General features: G+C 57.1%; 27 protein-coding genes. 2 read left to right on the top strand and 25 right to left on the bottom strand.

Annotated elements, in window-relative coordinates; all coding sequences use genetic code 11:
• Positions 1-14: 14 nt before the first annotated feature.
• Positions 15-818: a polysaccharide deacetylase family sporulation protein PdaB gene (gene pdaB / locus HGI30_RS03250; protein ID WP_168906356.1), complete on the top strand. Its 804-nt coding sequence runs from the start codon at positions 15-17 to the stop codon at positions 816-818.
• A gap of 10 nt (positions 819-828) precedes the next feature.
• On the opposite strand, the gene HGI30_RS03245 is transcribed toward pdaB, so the two are convergent.
• Positions 829-1,470: a KinB-signaling pathway activation protein gene (locus HGI30_RS03245; RefSeq protein WP_168906355.1), complete on the bottom strand. Its 642-nt coding sequence runs from the start codon at positions 1,468-1,470 to the stop codon at positions 829-831.
• 175 nt (positions 1,471-1,645) lie between these two features.
• Between HGI30_RS03245 and gerD the strand changes: the two genes are divergently transcribed.
• Complete coding sequence (gene gerD / locus HGI30_RS03240; protein ID WP_168906354.1) at positions 1,646-2,368, top strand: spore germination lipoprotein GerD; 723 nt, start codon at positions 1,646-1,648, stop codon at positions 2,366-2,368.
• Between the two features lie 83 nt (positions 2,369-2,451).
• Here gerD and HGI30_RS03235 read toward each other — a convergent pair whose 3' ends face one another.
• The 24 genes from HGI30_RS03235 to rpsH all read right to left on the bottom strand — a co-directional run bounded on the left by HGI30_RS03235 (position 2,452) and on the right by rpsH (position 18,024).
• Positions 2,452-3,567, bottom strand: coding sequence for an Mrp/NBP35 family ATP-binding protein (locus tag HGI30_RS03235; protein ID WP_168906353.1), 1,116 nt, complete (start codon positions 3,565-3,567; stop codon positions 2,452-2,454).
• 104 nt (positions 3,568-3,671) lie between these two features.
• Complete coding sequence (gene cwlD, locus HGI30_RS03230; protein WP_168906352.1) at positions 3,672-4,493, bottom strand: N-acetylmuramoyl-L-alanine amidase CwlD; 822 nt, start codon at positions 4,491-4,493, stop codon at positions 3,672-3,674.
• A gap of 118 nt (positions 4,494-4,611) precedes the next feature.
• Positions 4,612-5,781 (bottom strand): sulfate adenylyltransferase, encoded by a 1,170-nt coding sequence (gene sat / locus HGI30_RS03225; RefSeq protein WP_168906351.1) that lies wholly within the window; start codon positions 5,779-5,781, stop codon positions 4,612-4,614.
• Between the two features lie 22 nt (positions 5,782-5,803).
• Positions 5,804-6,496, bottom strand: a complete 693-nt coding sequence (locus tag HGI30_RS03220; RefSeq protein WP_168909693.1) for a phosphoadenylyl-sulfate reductase — start codon at positions 6,494-6,496, stop codon at positions 5,804-5,806.
• Between the two features lie 150 nt (positions 6,497-6,646).
• The gene (locus HGI30_RS03215; RefSeq protein ID WP_168906350.1) at positions 6,647-7,624 is read right to left on the bottom strand and encodes a nucleoside hydrolase; all 978 of its coding nucleotides are present in this window, start codon (positions 7,622-7,624) and stop codon (positions 6,647-6,649) included.
• Positions 7,625-7,760: 136 nt separating this feature from the next.
• The gene (gene rpsI / locus HGI30_RS03210) at positions 7,761-8,153 is read right to left on the bottom strand and encodes a 30S ribosomal protein S9 (RefSeq protein ID WP_028598225.1); all 393 of its coding nucleotides are present in this window, start codon (positions 8,151-8,153) and stop codon (positions 7,761-7,763) included.
• Positions 8,154-8,171: 18 nt separating this feature from the next.
• The gene (gene rplM / locus HGI30_RS03205) at positions 8,172-8,609 is read right to left on the bottom strand and encodes a 50S ribosomal protein L13 (protein ID WP_168906349.1); all 438 of its coding nucleotides are present in this window, start codon (positions 8,607-8,609) and stop codon (positions 8,172-8,174) included.
• 186 nt (positions 8,610-8,795) lie between these two features.
• Positions 8,796-9,554: a tRNA pseudouridine(38-40) synthase TruA gene (gene truA / locus HGI30_RS03200; protein ID WP_168906348.1), complete on the bottom strand. Its 759-nt coding sequence runs from the start codon at positions 9,552-9,554 to the stop codon at positions 8,796-8,798.
• A 130-nt stretch (positions 9,555-9,684) separates the two neighbouring features.
• A complete protein-coding gene (gene rplQ / locus HGI30_RS03195; RefSeq protein WP_028598222.1) occupies positions 9,685-10,050 on the bottom strand; it encodes a 50S ribosomal protein L17 in 366 nt (121 codons plus the stop codon).
• 19 nt (positions 10,051-10,069) lie between these two features.
• Positions 10,070-11,014, bottom strand: coding sequence for a DNA-directed RNA polymerase subunit alpha (locus HGI30_RS03190; RefSeq protein ID WP_028598221.1), 945 nt, complete (start codon positions 11,012-11,014; stop codon positions 10,070-10,072).
• A 129-nt stretch (positions 11,015-11,143) separates the two neighbouring features.
• A complete protein-coding gene (rpsK, locus tag HGI30_RS03185) occupies positions 11,144-11,539 on the bottom strand; it encodes a 30S ribosomal protein S11 (protein ID WP_028598220.1) in 396 nt (131 codons plus the stop codon).
• Between the two features lie 19 nt (positions 11,540-11,558).
• The gene (rpsM, locus tag HGI30_RS03180) at positions 11,559-11,927 is read right to left on the bottom strand and encodes a 30S ribosomal protein S13 (RefSeq protein WP_028598219.1); all 369 of its coding nucleotides are present in this window, start codon (positions 11,925-11,927) and stop codon (positions 11,559-11,561) included.
• Between the two features lie 18 nt (positions 11,928-11,945).
• Entirely contained in the window at positions 11,946-12,059 is a 114-nt protein-coding gene (gene rpmJ / locus HGI30_RS03175; RefSeq protein ID WP_021296640.1) for a 50S ribosomal protein L36, read from the bottom strand.
• 41 nt (positions 12,060-12,100) lie between these two features.
• Positions 12,101-12,316, bottom strand: a complete 216-nt coding sequence (gene infA / locus HGI30_RS03170) for a translation initiation factor IF-1 (protein WP_015847200.1) — start codon at positions 12,314-12,316, stop codon at positions 12,101-12,103.
• Positions 12,294-12,599 carry a KOW domain-containing RNA-binding protein gene (locus tag HGI30_RS03165; protein WP_168906347.1) on the bottom strand — a complete coding sequence of 102 codons (306 nt, stop codon included), beginning with the start codon at positions 12,597-12,599 and terminating at the stop codon, positions 12,294-12,296. Before HGI30_RS03165 ends, infA begins: the two co-directional genes overlap by 23 nt.
• 4 nt (positions 12,600-12,603) lie before the next feature.
• Entirely contained in the window at positions 12,604-13,362 is a 759-nt protein-coding gene (map, locus tag HGI30_RS03160; protein WP_168906346.1) for a type I methionyl aminopeptidase, read from the bottom strand.
• Complete coding sequence (locus HGI30_RS03155; protein ID WP_168906345.1) at positions 13,359-14,012, bottom strand: adenylate kinase; 654 nt, start codon at positions 14,010-14,012, stop codon at positions 13,359-13,361. The genes map and HGI30_RS03155 overlap by 4 nt, the downstream gene beginning before the upstream one ends.
• 92 nt (positions 14,013-14,104) lie before the next feature.
• Positions 14,105-15,406: a preprotein translocase subunit SecY gene (gene secY, locus HGI30_RS03150; protein WP_168906344.1), complete on the bottom strand. Its 1,302-nt coding sequence runs from the start codon at positions 15,404-15,406 to the stop codon at positions 14,105-14,107.
• Positions 15,407-15,847, bottom strand: coding sequence for a 50S ribosomal protein L15 (rplO, locus tag HGI30_RS03145; RefSeq protein ID WP_168906343.1), 441 nt, complete (start codon positions 15,845-15,847; stop codon positions 15,407-15,409).
• A 61-nt stretch (positions 15,848-15,908) separates the two neighbouring features.
• A complete protein-coding gene (rpmD, locus tag HGI30_RS03140; protein ID WP_168906342.1) occupies positions 15,909-16,088 on the bottom strand; it encodes a 50S ribosomal protein L30 in 180 nt (59 codons plus the stop codon).
• A gap of 12 nt (positions 16,089-16,100) precedes the next feature.
• The gene (rpsE, locus tag HGI30_RS03135) at positions 16,101-16,601 is read right to left on the bottom strand and encodes a 30S ribosomal protein S5 (protein WP_168906341.1); all 501 of its coding nucleotides are present in this window, start codon (positions 16,599-16,601) and stop codon (positions 16,101-16,103) included.
• Positions 16,602-16,627: 26 nt separating this feature from the next.
• Positions 16,628-16,996 (bottom strand): 50S ribosomal protein L18, encoded by a 369-nt coding sequence (rplR, locus tag HGI30_RS03130; protein ID WP_168906340.1) that lies wholly within the window; start codon positions 16,994-16,996, stop codon positions 16,628-16,630.
• A gap of 56 nt (positions 16,997-17,052) precedes the next feature.
• Complete coding sequence (gene rplF, locus HGI30_RS03125) at positions 17,053-17,595, bottom strand: 50S ribosomal protein L6 (protein WP_028598210.1); 543 nt, start codon at positions 17,593-17,595, stop codon at positions 17,053-17,055.
• Positions 17,596-17,625: 30 nt separating this feature from the next.
• The gene (rpsH, locus tag HGI30_RS03120; protein ID WP_168906339.1) at positions 17,626-18,024 is read right to left on the bottom strand and encodes a 30S ribosomal protein S8; all 399 of its coding nucleotides are present in this window, start codon (positions 18,022-18,024) and stop codon (positions 17,626-17,628) included.
• Positions 18,025-18,029: the final 5 nt, after the last annotated feature.

Raw genomic sequence — 18,029 nt, 5'->3', positions numbered from 1 at the left:
AGACAAGACGCGAGATGAATTCGTTCTATGTATTCAACGGGCGGAAGATCAGACGGTACTTCTTTCTGTTCGCCGCCGTCGTTTTCGCCGCAGGAGTCATCTATACGGAAAAGGATCACATCACCGTGTTCGCAGACGATCAGCCGGCTGCCATCTACAACGTTCCGACCGACAAGAAGGTGATCGCGCTGACTTTCGACATCAGCTGGGGCGACAAGCGCGCCGAGCCGATCCTGAACATTCTGAAGGAAAAAGGCGTCAAGAACACGACCTTCTTCTTGTCGGCGCCGTGGGCACAGACCCATCCCCAGCTGGTGAAGGCCATCCAAGAGAAAGGCTTTGAAATCGGGAGCCATGGCAACAAGCATGACAACTACAGCAAGCTGACGGATGAGGAGCTGCAGGCTCAGCTGCAGACGGCCCATGCGATCCTGACCCAAGAAACGGGAAAAGCACCGCAGCTGATCCGTCTCCCCAACGGAGACTTCGACAAGCGGGTGCTTCAAGCATCGGAAAATATGGGCTATAAGGTCATTCAATGGGATACCGACTCTCAGGACTGGATGAACATCGGTACCCAGAATATCGTCGATCGCGTCATGAAGCGGGCTCATCCCGGCGACATCGTGCTGCTGCATGCCAGCGATTCGGTCAAGCAGACGCATGAGGCGCTCCCCCTCATCATCGACCAGCTGCGCGCTCAAGGCTACGAGTTCGTCAGCGTATCGCAGCTGATCAGCCAGACGGAAGCGAGCGGCAAGGAAGTTCGGGACAATGGCGTCACGACAGAGCCTCAGCCGGTCAGCTTCGACATGTAGCTTGCTTCCTTCAAGCCGTCTTCGCGCCGCGCGCGGAGGCGGTTTCTTTTTTGTCCGGGGAGGACGTAATGCGCTGAAGGGTCAGAATCTGGTAGGCATTGCACGCGGCAAGCGGAATCATCATAAACCAGATGGCGCTGGCGCTGACCTCTCCCCCCTCGCCCTGGAAGCTCGGCCAGGCTTCGAGGGAAGTAACGACGATCATAAGGAAAAGGGTGGGAATGAATGCCTTGTTGTTGGTCAGACGCGTCTTCCAGTAGCCGACGCCCCAGGCGACAACCGCCAAAACGATCGGCAGCACCCAAAACAGCACCATGCCGGTCTGATCGCGGGACTGATACAGCACGTAGACGAGAAAGCCCAGCGCGAAAATACTCGTATACGCTTGCAAGGCGCTCCATAGGTAGGACTTGCGGAAAACGCTGAGGGCAATGTAATTGACGGTCAAATAAGCGAAGAAGCCCATCTGGCTGAACGCTCCGATCAGCAGTCCGACAAGCACCATGTTGAAGGTATTGAAGCCGGCGCCCGACCAGCCGTAGGCGCGAAGCGTCTGATCCATAAGCTGCATCGCAAGACCGGTGACGAGCGTGGCGCCCGCTCCGATGGCCATCGTCGTCCAGAACAGGAAAAACCACTTGCGTATTGTCATTGTTGCTGCATCCTCCCAAACCGAGTTCACTCTCTCCCCATTATCTTACCATGAACGGGTGAAAAAGCTAAGGCTAGGCCTGATATTCCCCCGCGCCTCCGCGCATACTGTACGTATCCCCGGCCGGACCCAAGCTCCACGGAACCGGCAAGCGAAGGAAAGGAGCTTCAAGCGCATGAATGTGAAACTGGCCTTGTACGGTATTTTACTCGCTGCCTTGTCCGCAACCCTTCTCTCCGGCTGCGGCGCCGAGCCGCAAGGCAGCGGCGGTCAGCAGCTCAGCTATAAGGACATGAAATCGATGGTGATCGACATCCTGAAGACCGAGGACGCGCAAAAGGCGCTTCAGGAAAGCCAGATGAGCGCCTCCGGCACGAGCGAGAGCGGCATCAAAATGCTGTCGATGCAGGATGCCGAAAGCGTACGGATGGCGGTTAAGGAGACCATTACTTCGCCTGACTACGATAAGGTCATCAAGACGATGATGACCGATACGCGCTTCGCCGGCGAATTCGCCAAGGCCGTAAACAAGCAGAACAAGGATATCCACAAGGAGCTCATGAAGGATCCGGCTTATCAAAAGGAGCTCATCAGCGCCATGAAAACGCCGGAGATGGACAAGATGATCCTTGAGGTGCTCATGAGCAGCCAATACCGCAAGCAGGTCATGACGATCATGCAGGAATCGATGTCCAATCCGCTCTTCCGCGTGGAAATTCTGGATCTGCTCAAGAAGGCGGTTCAGGAAGAGCTGCGCGTCAAGCCGGAGGAAAAGGTCGATACGAAGTCCTCTTCCGGGGGCGGACAGGAAGGCGAAAGCGGCGGCGGAGAGGGCGGCGAGGAAGGCGGCGGAGAGGAAGGAAGCGGCGAGGAGAGCAGCGAGGAATCGTCGACGTAACGCATCCTTTGGATGCTCAATAAACAACGCGAAAAAGCAGTCCCCGGCGGGGACTGCTTTTTTGGAATCCGCAGCGGCGCCCGTTACCAGGTGCGCGCGATGACCCGGTCGGCCAGCTCAAGATAGAGCTGCCCGGTTTCGGTTTCGGCTTTGTAGACGGACGGGGAAAAATCAGGCTCCGACACATGGTTGTCCGGCGCGCCGAGCGGAATTTGCGCCAGCAGGTCGGTGTGGAGGTTTTCCGCCAGACGGGCCCCTCCTCCTTTGCCGAACACGTACTCCTTCTCGCCGGTCGAAGGGCTCAAATAGTACGACATGTTCTCGACGACGCCAAGAATCTCATGCTCCGTATGCAGCGCCATCGCGCCGGCTCGGGCGGCGACGAATGCCGCGGTCGCATGCGGGGTCGTGACGATGATCTCCTTGCTCTGCGGGAGAATCTGATGCACGTCAAGGGCCACGTCGCCCGTACCCGGCGGCAGATCGAGCAGCAGATAGTCGAGCTCCCCCCACTCGACCTCTTGGAAGAAGTTGCGGAGCATGCGGCCGAGCATCGGTCCGCGCCATACGATCGGGCTGTTGTCCTCGACGAAAAAGCCCATGGAGATGACTTTGACGCCGAAGCGCTCGATCGGCTGGATGCGGCCGTCGACGACTTCAGGCCGCTCCTCGATGCCCATCATGTCGGGCACGCTGAAGCCGTAGATGTCGGCGTCGACCAGTCCGACGCGCTTGCCCCTGCGGGCCAGCGCCACCGCGAGGTTGACGGTGACGGTCGATTTGCCGACGCCGCCCTTGCCGCTGGCGATGGCGATGAATTCCGTGCCGCTCTCCGCAGCCAGCAGCGGCACGCCCTCCAGGCCCGCCCCGTGGCCTCGCACGGGGGCGGCGCCTGAAGCGCCTGAAGCGGCGGCAGCGCTCGGCGCCGCTTCAGGCGGAGGCCCGGCAGGGGCGGCTGGCTGCGCCGCCGCTGCCGGGCCTTCCAGGGGCCGGAACCGCAGATGCGCGGTGTCGGCCCCTGCCCGCGCGAGCGCTTCGCGCAGCGCGGCTTCCAGCGGCGCGCGCTCGGCGCCGCTCGGGATGAGGACCGTCAGCGAAGCCTGGCGGTCCTTCACCATAATGTCGCGGACGGTCGATCCGTCCGCGAATCGAGCCGTGACAGCATTCACGGCTTCCAATACTTGTTCGCGTGTGAGCATAGTTGCGGTCTCCACCTTCCGGCATGCATGGAAGCGGCGGCGGAGGCGCCGGCCGCTTCGAATGGATCTGCATCTAGTATAGCATACCGGAAGCTACGCTTTCCTCAAGGCGCCGCCTTGCCTCCCCCTGCGGCAGGGCGCTCCCCGCTGCTGTAGCGCAGGATGCCCTTGTAGATGGAGGCCGCGACCTGCCGCTGGTAGGTGCCGTCCGCAAGCCGCGCCGCCTCCCCCGGATGGGAAAGGAATCCGACCTCGACAAGGGCGCTCGGAGCCGTCTTGACCGCCTTCAGCAAATAGACCGTGTTCGGCGCCTTGGCCGCGGAGCGGTTCGTATTCTCCAGGTTGATCCTGATCTCTTCCTGGATCAGATAAGCCAGCGCCGAGTTGCCCTCATAGTTCGGATAGTAAAACGTCTGCGCTCCCGACCATTTCGGCGAAGGAATGCTGTTCATGTGGATGCTGACCATGAGGTCGGCTTTCTTCTCCTCGACGAAACGCGCCCTGGCGACGAGATCCTCCGTCTTGCGGCTTTTGTACCCTTTCGTCTGCATACCAGCCAGATCCTGGTCAACTTCCCTCGTTACGTAGACGATCGCGCCGGCTTGCTGCAGATAGTCCCGCAGCTGGAGCGTAATCGCCAGATTGAGGTCTTTCTCGATCAGTCCGCTTTTGCTCACCGCCCCGCCGTCGGGGCCGCCATGACCGGCGTCCAGCACGATCGTCCTGCCGCTGAGCGGCAACGACCATGTCGTTCCGATGCTTGGCGAAGGCAGCTGCGTCATGAGCAGCCCTCCAAGAACAAACAGCATCAGCGCGGCGATGCCGATCCGGGACCAGCCGCGCGAGCTGATCCAGACGACGAGGCGCCGACGGGTCGGATATAGACCATGCCTGCCTTCGCGGCTACTCTCTCGAACATCCTTCATGCAAAAAACACCCCATCCCGAGTCGATGATCGGATCAGGCTTATCCAAGCCTATCGCTATCATCCACTATATGGGACAGGGTGCTGCTTCATGCCTCGCAGAAGGCGATGCGGCCGCTCTAAGAATGCGCCGGCTGCTCCTGCATGCCCTCGATCAGAATTTGCGCGACTTCTGGACGCGAAAACTCCGGAGGCGGGCAGATGCCGCCGCGCAGCATCTCGCGGACTTTGGTTCCGGACAGCGCCACATGCTCCGACTTGTCGTGCGGGCAAGTCTTGCTCGTCGCCATGTTGCCGCATTTCTTGCAGAAGAAACTGTGTTCGAAATACAGCGGCGTTATGCCGAGCTCCTCGGCGGAGAACGTCCTGAGCAAATCCTGCGCCTCATACGTTCCATAGTAGTCACCTACGCCCGCGTGGTCGCGTCCGACGATGAAATGCGTGCAGCCGTAGTTCTTCCGCACGAGCGCATGGAAAATCGCTTCGCGCGGGCCGGCGTAACGCATCGCGGCAGGGAATACCCCGAGGAACGTGCGGCTCTCCGGATAATAATGTTCGAGGAGAGCCAGGTAGCTTTTCATACGGACGTGGGCCGGCACATCATCCGACTTCGTCTCGCCGACGAGCGGGTTCAGGAATAAGCCATCGACAATCTCCATCGCGCATTTCTGAATGAATTCATGGGCGCGGTGCACCGGATTGCGGGTTTGGAAGCCGACGACGGTCTTCCAGCCCTTTTCGGCAAAGAGGCGTCGCGTGTCGGTCGGGTCGAAATAGAAGTCGCCGAACTTCTCGGGCTGCGGACGATTCAGAACGGTGATAGGACCGCCCACATACGTGCTGGAGCGGGAGAACAGCTTCTTGACGCCGGGATGCTCCAGGTCGTCGGTCTTGAACACCTGCACGGCTTCTCGGCGCTGATCGACGGCGTAGAGGCTCTCTACGTCGAGCAAGCCGTAGATGATGCCGTCCTCTCCTCTCAACGCGACACGCTGGCCGATCTTCAGCTCGGCTGCTGCCTGCTCGTCGATCGGAAGCGTAATCGGAATGCTCCATACGATGCCGTTCTCGAGCCGCATCCGTTCGACGACCGAGTTGTAGTCAGCTTCCGTCAGAAAGCCGGTGAGCGGAGAAAAGGCTCCGACGCCGATCAAGTCCAGATCCGAGACGGTCCAGCTGTCTACGGTCAGGCTCGTCAGATGAAGCGATTCTTCGAGCAGCCGCTCACGCTGCTCGCCGGCGGCGATCCGGTTGACCAGTGTTCCGCCATGGGGATTGATGCTAGACATGATTCCGTTTTCCTCCCTCAAGTCACTTATGCAGGCCGCATTCGGTTTTGTCGTTGCCCGACCAGCGCCCGGCCCGTGGATCTTCGCCCGGAGCGACCTGTCGCGTGCACTGCTCGCAGCCGATGCTAGGGAAGTTGCGGTCATGGAGCGGGTTGTAGATGATTTCGTTGTTGCGGATATAATCCCAGACGTCATCCGAAGTCCAATGGGCAATCGGGTTGAACTTGACGAGGCCGAATTTGGTATCGTACTCGATCTTTTTGGCGTTGGCGCGAGTCGGGGCTTGATCTCGGCGAATACCGGTAATCCACGCCTCGTATTGCGAGAGGATCCGTGTCAGCGGCTCGACCTTGCGAATGTTGCAGCATGCGTTCGGATCGCTCTTCCACAGCTCCTCGCCATGCTGAGCGGCCTGTTCGTCCGGAGTCAACACCGGCTTGACCTGAACGAATTTGATTCCGTAGCGCTCCTCCATGCGATCCCGCGTCTCGTACGTCTCCTTGAAATGGAAATCCGTATCGAGATAAAAGACATCCGTCTTCGGGCTGACTTTGTGCAGCATGTCGACCAGCACGACATCTTCGGCTCCGAAGCTGCAGGCAAACGTTATATTCGGAAACGTCTCGACGGCGAATTTCAGAATCTCTTCCGGCGATGCAGATTCAAGCTTCACGGCTTGTTCGGCGATCAGCGCCTCTTTCTCGAGCAGATTCAACATCCGGTCCCTCCCTAGGTTAAAACCAAGTAAGCTTCTATGGTTTTAATTATAAAGGTTCGACCTTTAATGTTCAATCGCTTAATTGAGGGCAGATGTACCGTTTTTCCGCGCCAAATAAGGATTTTTTATCCCTGAGATAAGACGTTCTTATACGATGCGGTACACTCCGTCGCGGTCTGCTCCACGAGCCAGATCCGTCAAGTAGCCGAAGAAGGCAACCGGATCGACATCGTCCACGACGGTCACGATGCGTCCTTCATCTTTGCGGATCGTCCTTCCCTGGGAGGGCCCGTCCGGCAGCACGTCGCAAGCGACCTCATGCGAGGATACGAGCTCAGGCTTGCCGATGATGGCTGTCGTCAGCACATCCCACAAGTAATAGGTCGAGTTCGTCGCGAAATGCACGAGTGGAGGAACGGTCGCATAGCATTGACCCAGGAAGTCGAGGCCTTCGAATCGGCGGTTCTGCGCCCATTCCTTGCGTGTATCCACGGTAAGAGGGACCTTGTTCGTGCTTTCAAGCGCGACCATGTCGATTTGGATGCCGCTGTCCCAAACGCGCTTTGCCGCCTCCGGGTCCCAAAACGAGTTCCACTCCGCCGTCCCGTCATGTTCCGGCTCATGCACGTTTCCATCCGGCAGGAACGTACCGCCCATCCAATACAGCTTCTCGATCTTGGCTTCGATGGATGGATCGGCGTCCAGGGCACGCGCCAGATCGGTCAAAGGCCCCGTGAACAGCAGCGTCACCTTGTCGGAACTCTTCGACACCTTCTCAATGAGGTCCAGATGCGCCGGCCGGTCTGCTTCTTTCGTCACGACGGCGGGACGTTCGTTGAGCAGGGGCATCGCGTCGACGTAAAACGCATGCATCCGCCAGTCTTTCGGAAACGGGTTTTTGCCTCGCGAGTTGCTGCGTGCTACCTCCAGTCCTTTGAGCTCGGCGCGGCCGTAGCGGTCGATGATCTTGCGGCTGGCCGATACGGCCGGCTCGACATAGCAGTCCGCATCAATGACCGATACGCCGATAAGGTCGACCTGCTCCATTTGCAGCAAAAGAAAAAGCGAGACCAAATCGTCTACGCCACCGTCATGGTTGAAATAAACCGGTAATGCCTTCGTCATCGTATGTACCTCCCGTGATGTTGGTCGTTCACATGCGGATGCAAACCATCCTTGCTTATTATAGCCTGCCCATAAAAGGCTGTCGAAAAAAGAAAAAGCCTTTCCCGTCGAAGCGGGAAAGGCTGTGTAGATTCGATTAACGCTTGGAGAACTGAGGAGCACGGCGAGCTGCTTTGAGGCCGTATTTCTTCCGTTCTTTCATCCGCGGGTCGCGCGTCAGGAAGCCAGCGCGCTTCAGGGAAGGACGGAATTCCGGATCTGCCTTGAGCAGAGCGCGGGAGATGCCGTGGCGAATCGCACCGGCTTGGCCGGAAGTGCCGCCGCCGTGAGCCAGTACGATGATATCGTACTTGCCGACGGTTTCCGTCAGAACGAGCGGTTGCTTCACGATCAGCTTGAGCGTTTCGAGACCGAAGTACTCGTCCAGCTCGCGCTTGTTGATGATGATGCGTCCTTCACCCGGCACGAGACGTACGCGTGCTACGGAGTGTTTACGACGACCAGTGCCATAATATTGGACTTGAGCCATTGTAGAGTCCTCCTTCGATTAACCGCGCAGCTCGTAAGCTACCGGATTTTGAGCTTGGTGCGGATGCTCCGAACCAGCGTATACTTTCAGCTTCAGCTTCATTTTGTCGCCCAGACGGTTTTTCGGCAGCATGCCGTGTACCGCATATTCCACGAGGGATTCCGGCTTCTTTTTCAGCTGGTCCTTGGCGGGCGTAACTTTCAGGCCGCCCGGGTGCATGGAGTGACGGTAGTAGTTCTTGTCGTTCCATTTGTTGCCCGTCAGGACGATCTTCTCCGCGTTGATGACGACGACGAAGTCGCCCGTGTCAACGTGAGGAGTGAATTGAGGCTTGTGCTTGCCGCGGATCAGGCTAGCGACTTCGCTGGCCAGACGGCCAAGCGTTTGGCCGGATGCGTCGACGACGTGCCAGTCGCGTTGAACTTCGTTCGTCTTCGCCATATAAGTGGTGCGCATGGGAGATCCTCCTTCAATGGTTGGCTTTCGTTTATGGTCAAACTTCGGTTACGGTTCGTAGTCGTGTTGGGTGCTGCGGTCTTACAATTTTCATGGATGTAGGTGCTGTTCTTATGCGGGGCTGTGGGAGAGCCAATAAGAAAGCACAAGTTATATATTACAATAAAGGAGCGCCCAGCGCAAGGATTATTCCTCGTCCGACTCGCCATAATCGACATCGACCAGCGTCAATCCATGGGCGACAGCGGTCGGTCCTGCCAGCAGCCGATTCCGTCCATGCAGGATGTCCGATATCGCTGCCTCGCCGATCTTCCCTTGACCGACTTGGATGAGCGTGCCGGCCATGATGCGCACCATATTGTAAAGGAAGCCGTTGCCCGTCCAGTAGAGATCAAGCCGTCGATCCTCTACCCGCAGCTCCGCGCTGTAGATCGTCCGCACATGCGATTTCTCGTCGGCATGATTCGTCGTGAAGGAGGTGAAATCATGCTCGCCCTGCAGGCGAAGGAGCGCCTCTCGCATCGCGTCCACATCAAGCTTAGGCGAAGGATGATGGAATTCAAAGTTCCGGCGGAAGACGTCGTGGAACTTGCCGATACAGATGGAATAGCGGTAGGTCTTGCGCTTCGCCGAGAATCGGGCATGAAAATCGTCCGGAACTTCCGCAGCCGTCTCGACGACGCGGATATCCTCGGGCAGCCGGCTGTTGAGCGCAAGCGCCCAGCGCTCGACCGCGATCCGAGATTCGGTGTGGAAATTGAACACCTGGCCCTCCGCATGGACTCGCGCATCCGTCCGTCCGGATCCGACGATTCTCGTCCGGGCTCCCGTCAGCGTCTCGAGCGCCGATTCGATGACGTCTTGGATCGTGTTGCCCCCCGGCTGCGTCTGGAAGCCGTTATAGCGAGTTCCATCGTAGGCGATCTTCATCCGAATGTTTCGCAAGCGGCATATCTCTCCTTGCTGCAATCTACTCCTTGCTCCTGTCCATGAAGCCTGATTATGGGCAAAAGAAAAAAGGTGGCCTCATCGGTCCACCTTTTGCCTGCTGCCCGCGAGGGCGGCAGTCGCTGGATTAAGCGCGGTCAACCAGTTCCAGGTAGACCATAGGCGCAGAGTCGCCGCGGCGAGGTCCCAGCTTGAGGATCCGGGTGTATCCGCCCGCGCGCTCCGTGTAACGGCCCGCCAGTTCGCCAAACAGCTTTTGGATCGCGTCCTGCTCTCCGTCGATCGTTTCGCGGCGCACGTATGCAGCCACTTGACGACGAGCGTGGAGATCTCCGCGCTTTGCCTTCGTAATGAGTTTCTCTGCGATCGAACGCACTTCTTTGGCTTTCGCCTCCGTCGTTTGAATGCGCTCGTACAGGAAAAGGTCGGTCACAAGGTCACGGAACAGAGCTTTCCGAGCGCTTGCGTCGCGTCCCAGTTTCGAGTATGCCATCGATTTCCCCTCCTTGATGCTATTCTTCTGTGCGGAGGCCCAAACCGAGTTCTTCGAGCTTCTCTTGAACTTCCTCCAAAGACTTGCGGCCCAGGTTGCGGACCTTCATCATGTCTTCTTCGGTTTTCATCGTCAGCTCTTGCACGGTATTGATGCCTGCACGTTTGAGACAGTTGTAGGAACGAACGGACAGGTCGAGCTCCTCGATCGTCATCTCGAGAACCTTTTCCTTCTTGTCCTCTTCCTTCTCAACCATAATTTCCGCGTCTTTGGCTTCATCGGTCAGTCCGACGAACAGGTCCAAATGCTCGGTCAGGATCTTAGCGCCGAGGCTCACAGCCTCTTCGGGACGGATGCTGCCATCGGTCCACACTTCAAGCGTCAGCTTGTCATAGTTGGTGACTTGGCCGACGCGAGTGTTTTCGACGCTATAATTGACACGGGTAATGGGCGTGTAGATCGAATCAACGGGAATGACGCCAATCGGCTGGTCCTCGCGCTTGTTGCGGTCGGCTTGCACATAACCGCGACCGCGATTGGCGAAAATCCTCATATGGAGCCGTGCGCCGGAAGCTAAGGTTGCGATATGAAGATCAGGGCTGAGAATCTCGACATCGCTGTCCGCACGGATGTCGCCCGCGGTAACGTTCCCTTCGCCTTCCGCGTCAATTTCCAATACCTTCTCTTCGTCGGAATGGATTTTGAGCGACAGGCCCTTCAGGTTCAGGATCATTTCGGTCACGTCTTCCATGACTCCTGGAACCGTGGAAAACTCGTGAAGCACTCCGTCAATCTGAACGGACGTCACTGCCGCGCCGGGAAGCGACGAGAGCAGAATGCGGCGAAGCGAGTTTCCGAGAGTCGTCCCGTAGCCCCGCTCGAGGGGCTCGACGACAAATCGGCCATACGCTCCATCGTCACTCAGCTCTACGGTTTCGATTTTCGGCTTTTCGATCTCAATCACTAGTGTACCCTCCTTCAAAACGTCGCTCCGTATCTATAACGTTCCATGGCGTCAAATCTTGTAGTATGCCAAACCTTCACAACCATTATTCACAAGTTGCCCCAATTTGATACCACAGACTCGGACGAACTATACGCGACGGCGTTTCGGCGGACGGCAGCCGTTGTGCGGAACCGGCGTTACGTCTTTGATCAGGTTGACTTCAAGGCCAGCGGCTTGAAGGGAGCGGATCGCGGCTTCACGGCCTGCGCCCGGACCTTTAACCATGACTTCGACGGCTTTCATGCCATGCTCCATAGCGGCTTTCGCAGCGGCTTCGGCAGCCATTTGAGCGGCGAAAGGCGTGCTTTTGCGGGAGCCCTTGTAGCCGAGGTTGCCGGAGCTCGCCCAGGAGATCGCATTGCCGTGCGGATCCGTGATCGTAACGATCGTGTTGTTGAACGTGGAACGGATGTGGGCAACGCCGGATTCGACGTTTTTCCGATCGCGACGTTTCGTACGTACGACTTTTTTAGCTTTAGCCATTGTTCGTTATCCCCCCTTATTATTTCTTCTTGTTCGCTACCGTGCGACGAGGACCTTTGCGCGTGCGCGCGTTCGTCTTCGTACGTTGTCCGCGAACCGGCAGGCCGCGACGGTGGCGGATACCGCGATAGCATCCGATTTCAACGAGGCGCTTGATGTTGAGGGAAATCTCGCGACGGAGATCGCCTTCCACTTTGACGGATTTGTCGATGACTTCACGCAGCTTGCTCACTTCGTCTTCCGTGAGGTCGCGTACGCGAGTCGCAGCGCTGACGCCCGTTTCGGCCAGAATCTTCTGAGCCGTCGTCTTGCCAATACCGAAGATGTATTGGAGCGCGATTTCAACGCGCTTGTCGCGCGGCAAGTCTACACCAGCAATACGTGCCATGAATCGTTTCCTCCCTTCTTATCCCTGTCTTTGTTTGTGCTTCGGATTTTCGCAGATGACCATGACGTTGCCTTTGCGGCGAATGACTTTGCATTTTTCGCAAATCGGCTTAACCGAAGGTCTGACCTTCATTGTGAATTACCTCCCGAATCCTTCCTCTGCAGGCACTGGGCCTACTTCCGATAGGTGATGCGTCCTCTGGACAGATCGTAAGGCGACAACTGGATAACCACTTTGTCTCCGGTCAGAATACGGATAAAGTGCATTCTGAGCTTGCCGGATACATGAGCGAGAATCTGGTGGCCGTTCTCCAGTTCAACCTTGAACATGGCATTTGGCAACGGTTCGATTACCGTACCTTCGACTTCAATGACGTCTTCCTTGGCCATCCTCATTCTCCTTTCGGCTTGTGTACTTCTGTATGGCGAATCGTAGCTTGGCGTTGGTCACCCGGCCCGTCTCGGACATGCTGTCCGAAACTTCGCTGCTGAGAGCCGGAAGTAACTGAAGATGCTGCATGTTCTTCTTCTTCGGCGAGTCGAAGCGGCGCCCGTCTCCATCCGCGATCATGACGAATTTCTCGTCCAGGATGCCGATGATGACCGCATGGCTGCCCTCGTCCTTGCCTCGAAGCACTTTGACGAGCCGGCCGATCTGAGCAAGCGGATCCAAGACCCTACTTTGCCTCCGGCAGCTTCGTCAAAATCTCGCAACCGTTCTCCGTGACCGCTACCGTGTGCTCGTAATGAGCGCACCAGGAGCCGTCAACCGTTACAACCGTCCAATTGTCCGACAGGGTCTGGACGTAGCGCTCCCCGATGTTCACCATCGGCTCGATGGCCAGCACCATTCCAGGCTTCAGCCGGGGTCCGCGATCCGGAATGCCGTAGTTCGGAATTTGCGGCTCTTCATGAAGATCCTTTCCAATTCCGTGTCCGACATACTCGCGTACAATGGAAAAGCCCGCATCTTCCACCACTTTTTGAATGGCGTGCGAGACCGTATACAGCCGAACATCCGGTTTGACCAGCTCAAGCCCGGCGTACAGCGATCGTTCGGTCACTTCCAGCAGACGTCGAACTTCTTCCGTGACGTCGCCTACCGGATAGGTCCAAGCCGAATCTCCGTGGTAGCCTTCAAACTGGGCGCCGATATCCAGCGTGATGATATCGCCGTCCTTGAGCTTGCGGCTGCCCGGAATGCCGTGCACCAGTTCTTCGTTGACAGAAGCGCAAATGCTGCCAGGAAACTGATTGTAGCCTTTAAACGATGGAAGCGCGCCCTGACTGCGAATGTAGCGATCCGCAATGTCATCCAGCTCGCGGGTCGTAACGCCGGACCTGACCGCATCCGCCATCAGGCGATGCGTCTCGGCCACGATGCGTCCCGCTTCTCTCATGAATCGCAGTTCGGCTTCAGACTTGCAAATTATCATTCGTTCGAACCCCGCAGACGACCGGCGATGTCGGCGGTGACTTGATCGATTTCCTGCTCTCCGTTCACTTCACGCAGCAGACCTTTGCCGCTGTAGTATTCCAGAAGCGGAGCCGTCTTGGAGATGTATTCATCCAAGCGGGTGCCGACCTTTTCTTCCGTGTCATCCGAACGCTGGTACAGCTCTCCGCCATCCTTGTCACAGATGCCTTCCACCTTCGGAGGATTGAACATCACATGATAGGTAGCGCCGCAGGATTTGCAGATGCGGCGTCCGGTGAGCCGGGCGAGCAGAAGTCCGCGATCGACATGAAGATTGACGACATGATCGATGCCGCGGCCCATTTCGGCCAGCATGGCGTCAAGCGCTTCGGCTTGCTGCAGCGTCCGCGGAAAGCCATCCAGCAGGAAGCCCTTCTCGCAGTCGGCAAGCAGCAGTCGCTCGCGTACGATGCCATTCGTAATTTCATCCGGAACAAGCAGTCCTTGATCGACGAATTCCTTCGCTTTCTGACCAAGCGGCGTGCCCTGCTTCATCGCCAGCCGGAATGCGTCTCCGGTGGAGATGTGAGGAACGTTGAACTGTTCGACGATTCTCTCGGCCTGGGTACCCTTGCCGGCTCCCGGAGGGCCCATGAAAAGAATGTTCATTCTGTCGTCCTCGCTTTGGCACTATAGGCACGCGCGGGCTGACCTGCAGCTCCCCAAGTGGAGCCGTCAAGCCGCCCGTTCGAAGCCTCGTGTTATTTATTGATGAACCCTTTGTAGTGGCGCTTGATCAGCTGGCTTTCGATCTGCTTCATCGTGTCGAGCGCGACGCCGACGACGATCAGCAGCGACGTGCCGCCAAGCTGAATCGAGCGGTCAAGACCGAACATAGAGCCGAAGAACACCGGCAGGATCGAGATGATGGCCAGGAACAAAGCCCCGAACAACGTAATTCTCGACATGACGCGCGTAATGTAGCTCGAGGTCGGCTTGCCCGGACGAACGCCAGGGATGTAGCCGCCATTCTTCTTCATCTGGTCCGCCATCTGTACAGGATTGATCTGTACGAAGGTGTAGAAGAAGGTGAAGCCGATAATCAGTATAACATAGATCACCATGCCGAGCGCCTTATCCGGTGCAAGGTGGGTGATGATCCATTGAGCCCAATCGTGGCTGGCCCAGAACTGCGCAATTGTGGATGGGAACATCAGCAGCGAAATCGCGAAGATGACCGGGATGACGCCCGCGCCATTCACTTTGAGAGGAATGTGCGTCGATTGTCCGCCGTACATCTTGCGTCCGACAACACGCTTCGCGTATTGAACCGGGATCTTGCGAATCCCTTGCTGGACGATGATGACGCCGATAATCATGAGGATGATCCCAACCAGAATGGCCAGCACCTGGAGGACGCCCAGAAACACCTGGTCCGTCTTATCGACGAAGTACGTCGTGTAGATTTTGCGGATATGGCCCGGCAGGCCAGCGATGATGCCCGCGAAGATAATCACCGAGATGCCGTTGCCGATGCCGCGTTCCGTAATCTGCTCTCCAAGCCACATCAGGAATGCCGTACCTGCCGTCAGGACAATCGCGATCATCGCGTAGACCGCGAAGTTCGCATCTTGAACCATCTGGTAGTTGTACATGCGGTTGAAACCAACTGCCGTTGCAAAACCCTGGACAAGACCCAACCCAATCGTACCGTAGCGAGTGATCTGCGCCAGCTTGCGCTTGCCGTTCTCGCCCTCTTTCGCCCACTCCGCAAACTTTGGAATGACATCCATCGAAAGCAGCTGGACAATGATCGACGCCGTAATATACGGCATGATGCCGATCGCGAAGATCGAGAACTGGAAGAGCGCGCCGCCGGAGAACGTGTTCAGCAAGCCGAAGAGGTCAGAGCCCTGGCTGTCGATCTGGGAGAAGACGTCCTTGTCGATGTTGGGCACCGGAATAAAGGAACCGATGCGGTATACAAGCAAAATGAAAAGGGTAAAGAGGATTCTCCGCCGGAGGTCCTCCACTTTCCAAATGTTTGAAACCGTCTTGAACAATTAGATCACCTCGGTTTGACCGCCGGCAGCCTGGATTTTCTCTACCGCAGATTGAGAGAACTTGTTTGCTTTGACCGTCAGCTTAACCGTTACTTCGCCGTTGCCCAGGATCTTGATGCCGGCTTGAGGATTTTTTACGATCCCTTTAGCGACAAGAATTTCCGGAGTAACTTCGGAGCCAGCTTCAAATACATTGAGCTCTTCGATGTTGACGATCGCGTACTCTTTGCGGAAAGGATTGTTGAAACCACGCTTTGGCAGACGACGATAAAGCGGGTTTTGACCGCCTTCGAAGCCCGGACGGACACCGCCGCCGGAACGCGCGTTTTGACCTTTGTGGCCTTTGCCTGCGGTTTTGCCGTTGCCGCTGCCGATACCGCGGCCTTTGCGGTATGAAGCTTTGCGGGAACCTTCAGCTGGTTTGAGTTCATGCAGTTTCATCGTTCGTTGCACCTCCTTGTTGCTCTTTGTGAATCTATGGATAGACGATGCTGAGTCGTCTCTATACTTCTTCCACTTTTACCAGGTGACTCACGTGGGTCACCATGCCGCGGATTGCGGGGCTGTCGTTCAGAACAACCGTTTGGCGGATCTTGCGAAGACCGAGCGACGCGACCGTAGCGCGCTGCTTCTCGTTGCGGCCGATCAGACTGCGGACGAGGGTGATTTGCAATTTAGCCATCGTGTTCCCTCCTTAACCCAGCAGCTCTTCAACCGTTTTTCCGCGAAGCTTGGCAACGTCCTCAGCGCGCTTCAGGCGGGAGAGCCCTTCGAGCGTTGCGTTTACCATGTTCATGGAATTGGAAGAACCGAGGGATTTGGTCAGGATGTCGCCGACTCCTGCCAGCTCGAGCACGGCACGCACAGGACCGCCGGCGATAACGCCGGTACCTTGCGAAGCCGGTTTGAGCAGAACTTGACCAGCGCCGAAGTGACCGAGCACTAGGTGCGGGATTGTCGTGTTGACGAGCGGGATCGAGATCATGTTTTTCTTCGCATCTTCAATCCCTTTGCGGATCGCGTCCGGAACCTCTTGAGCTTTGCCGATACCGGCGCCTACATGGCCTTTGCCGTCGCCGACAACGACCAGAGCGCTGAAGCTGAAGCGGCGTCCGCCTTTGACTACTTTCGCTACGCGGTTGATGTGAACCACTTTCTCTTGCAGTTCACCCAGCGCATTTGCATCAATACGCAAGTCGATATACCTCCCTTGTCAGAAAATTAGAATTGGAGACCAGCTTCGCGAGCTGCGTCAGCCAGAGCTTGAATCCGTCCATGGTACAGGTAGCCGCCGCGATCGAATACGATCGACTCATGGCCCTTTTCCTTGGCACGCTTCGCGATCAGTTCTCCGACCAGCTTCGCGGATTCCACGTTGCCGCCATTGCTTACTTTTTCAGCAAGCTCTTTGTCCAGCGTGGAAGCCGATGCGATCGTCACTCCAGCCACATCGTCGATCAGTTGAGCGTAGATGTGCTTGGAGGAACGGTATACCGACAGACGAGGACGCTGTACCGTGCCGTTGATTTTCTTGCGGACACGCAGATGGCGTTTCAGACGGGCTTTGTTCTTGTCGCCTTTGGTGATCATTGAGGGATCCTCCCTTCTTCGTTCGTAATGCTGCTATCGTCAGCATGCGATCATGCTTACTTTTTCTTGCCGGCCTTGCCTTCCTTGCGGATGATCCGCTCGCCTTCGTACTTGATGCCTTTGCCTTTGTAAGGCTCCGGCTCGCGTACGGCACGGATTTTTGCAGCCGTCGCGCCGACAAGCTCCTTGTCGATGCCGCGAACGGTGATCTTGTTGTTGCCCACGACTTCGAACTCGATGCCTTGAGCAGGCACGATTTCAACCGGGTGGGAGTAGCCGACGTTGAGGACGACCTTCTCGCCTTGCTTCGAAGCGCGGTAGCCGACACCCACGAGCTCAAGGTTTTTGGAGAAGCCATCCGTTACACCGCTGACCATGTTCGCGATGATGCTGCGGGTCGTTCCGTGCAAGGAGCGGTGCAGCTTGTTGTCGGAAGGACGCTCCACGAGGATCGTGCCTTCTTCCAGGTTAACTTTCATATCTTTATGGACCGGACGGCTAAGGGAACCTTTCGGTCCTTTTACCGTGATCACCGTATCGTCCAGGGAGACGTTCACTCCGCTAGGGACAGTAATGGGTTTGCGACCAATACGGGACATTGTTGCACCTCCTATCGTTGTAGCTTTAGATTACCAGACGTAGCAGACGACTTCGCCGCCAGCTTTGCCTTGACGAGCTTCCTTGTCGGTCATAACTCCCTTGGACGTGGAGATAATCGCGATGCCGAGGCCGCCGAGGACGCGCGGGATTTCGCCCGATTTCGTGTAGACGCGCAGGCCAGGCTTGCTGATGCGCTTGAGGCCGGTGATGACGCGCTCGTTGTTGGAGCCGTACTTCAGGAAGATACGGATCATCCCTTGCTTGTTGTCCTCGATATATTCAGCGTCACGAATGAAGCCCTCGCGCTTGAGAATATCAGCGATTTGCTTCTTGATTTTCGAAGCGGGCATTTCAACGGTTTCATGACGGACGAGATTCGCATTGCGGATACGGGTAAGCATATCTGCGATCGGATCAGACATAACCATTCTTG

Source organism: Paenibacillus albicereus (assembly GCF_012676905.1).
GTDB classification, from domain to species: Bacteria; Bacillota; Bacilli; order Paenibacillales; family Paenibacillaceae; genus Paenibacillus_O; species Paenibacillus_O albicereus.
The sequence above is the reverse complement of the archived record's forward strand: the minus strand, read 5'-3'. Positions and strand labels throughout refer to the sequence as shown.

Coding starts and splice junctions, on each gene's coding strand:
- HGI30_RS03155 (WP_168906345.1), bottom strand. CDS start 14,012: ATGAACATTCTTTTCATGGGCCCTCCGGGAGCCGGCAAGGGTACCCAG.
- pdaB (WP_168906356.1), top strand. CDS start 15: ATGAATTCGTTCTATGTATTCAACGGGCGGAAGATCAGACGGTACTTC.
- cwlD (WP_168906352.1), bottom strand. CDS start 4,493: ATGAAGGATGTTCGAGAGAGTAGCCGCGAAGGCAGGCATGGTCTATAT.
- rpsM (WP_028598219.1), bottom strand. CDS start 11,927: ATGGCACGTATTGCTGGTGTAGACTTGCCGCGCGACAAGCGCGTTGAA.
- rpsH (WP_168906339.1), bottom strand. CDS start 18,024: ATGGTTATGTCTGATCCGATCGCAGATATGCTTACCCGTATCCGCAAT.
- rplF (WP_028598210.1), bottom strand. CDS start 17,595: ATGTCCCGTATTGGTCGCAAACCCATTACTGTCCCTAGCGGAGTGAAC.
- rplM (WP_168906349.1), bottom strand. CDS start 8,609: ATGCGCACCACTTATATGGCGAAGACGAACGAAGTTCAACGCGACTGG.
- HGI30_RS03245 (WP_168906355.1), bottom strand. CDS start 1,470: ATGACAATACGCAAGTGGTTTTTCCTGTTCTGGACGACGATGGCCATC.
- rpsI (WP_028598225.1), bottom strand. CDS start 8,153: ATGGCTCAAGTCCAATATTATGGCACTGGTCGTCGTAAACACTCCGTA.
- infA (WP_015847200.1), bottom strand. CDS start 12,316: ATGGCCAAGGAAGACGTCATTGAAGTCGAAGGTACGGTAATCGAACCG.
- sat (WP_168906351.1), bottom strand. CDS start 5,781: ATGTCTAGCATCAATCCCCATGGCGGAACACTGGTCAACCGGATCGCC.
- rpsK (WP_028598220.1), bottom strand. CDS start 11,539: ATGGCTAAAGCTAAAAAAGTCGTACGTACGAAACGTCGCGATCGGAAA.
- HGI30_RS03235 (WP_168906353.1), bottom strand. CDS start 3,567: ATGCTCACACGCGAACAAGTATTGGAAGCCGTGAATGCTGTCACGGCT.
- rpmJ (WP_021296640.1), bottom strand. CDS start 12,059: ATGAAGGTCAGACCTTCGGTTAAGCCGATTTGCGAAAAATGCAAAGTC.
- rplO (WP_168906343.1), bottom strand. CDS start 15,847: ATGAAACTGCATGAACTCAAACCAGCTGAAGGTTCCCGCAAAGCTTCA.
- gerD (WP_168906354.1), top strand. CDS start 1,646: ATGAATGTGAAACTGGCCTTGTACGGTATTTTACTCGCTGCCTTGTCC.
- rplR (WP_168906340.1), bottom strand. CDS start 16,996: ATGATCACCAAAGGCGACAAGAACAAAGCCCGTCTGAAACGCCATCTG.
- rpmD (WP_168906342.1), bottom strand. CDS start 16,088: ATGGCTAAATTGCAAATCACCCTCGTCCGCAGTCTGATCGGCCGCAAC.
- rplQ (WP_028598222.1), bottom strand. CDS start 10,050: ATGGCATACTCGAAACTGGGACGCGACGCAAGCGCTCGGAAAGCTCTG.
- HGI30_RS03215 (WP_168906350.1), bottom strand. CDS start 7,624: ATGACGAAGGCATTACCGGTTTATTTCAACCATGACGGTGGCGTAGAC.
- map (WP_168906346.1), bottom strand. CDS start 13,362: ATGATAATTTGCAAGTCTGAAGCCGAACTGCGATTCATGAGAGAAGCG.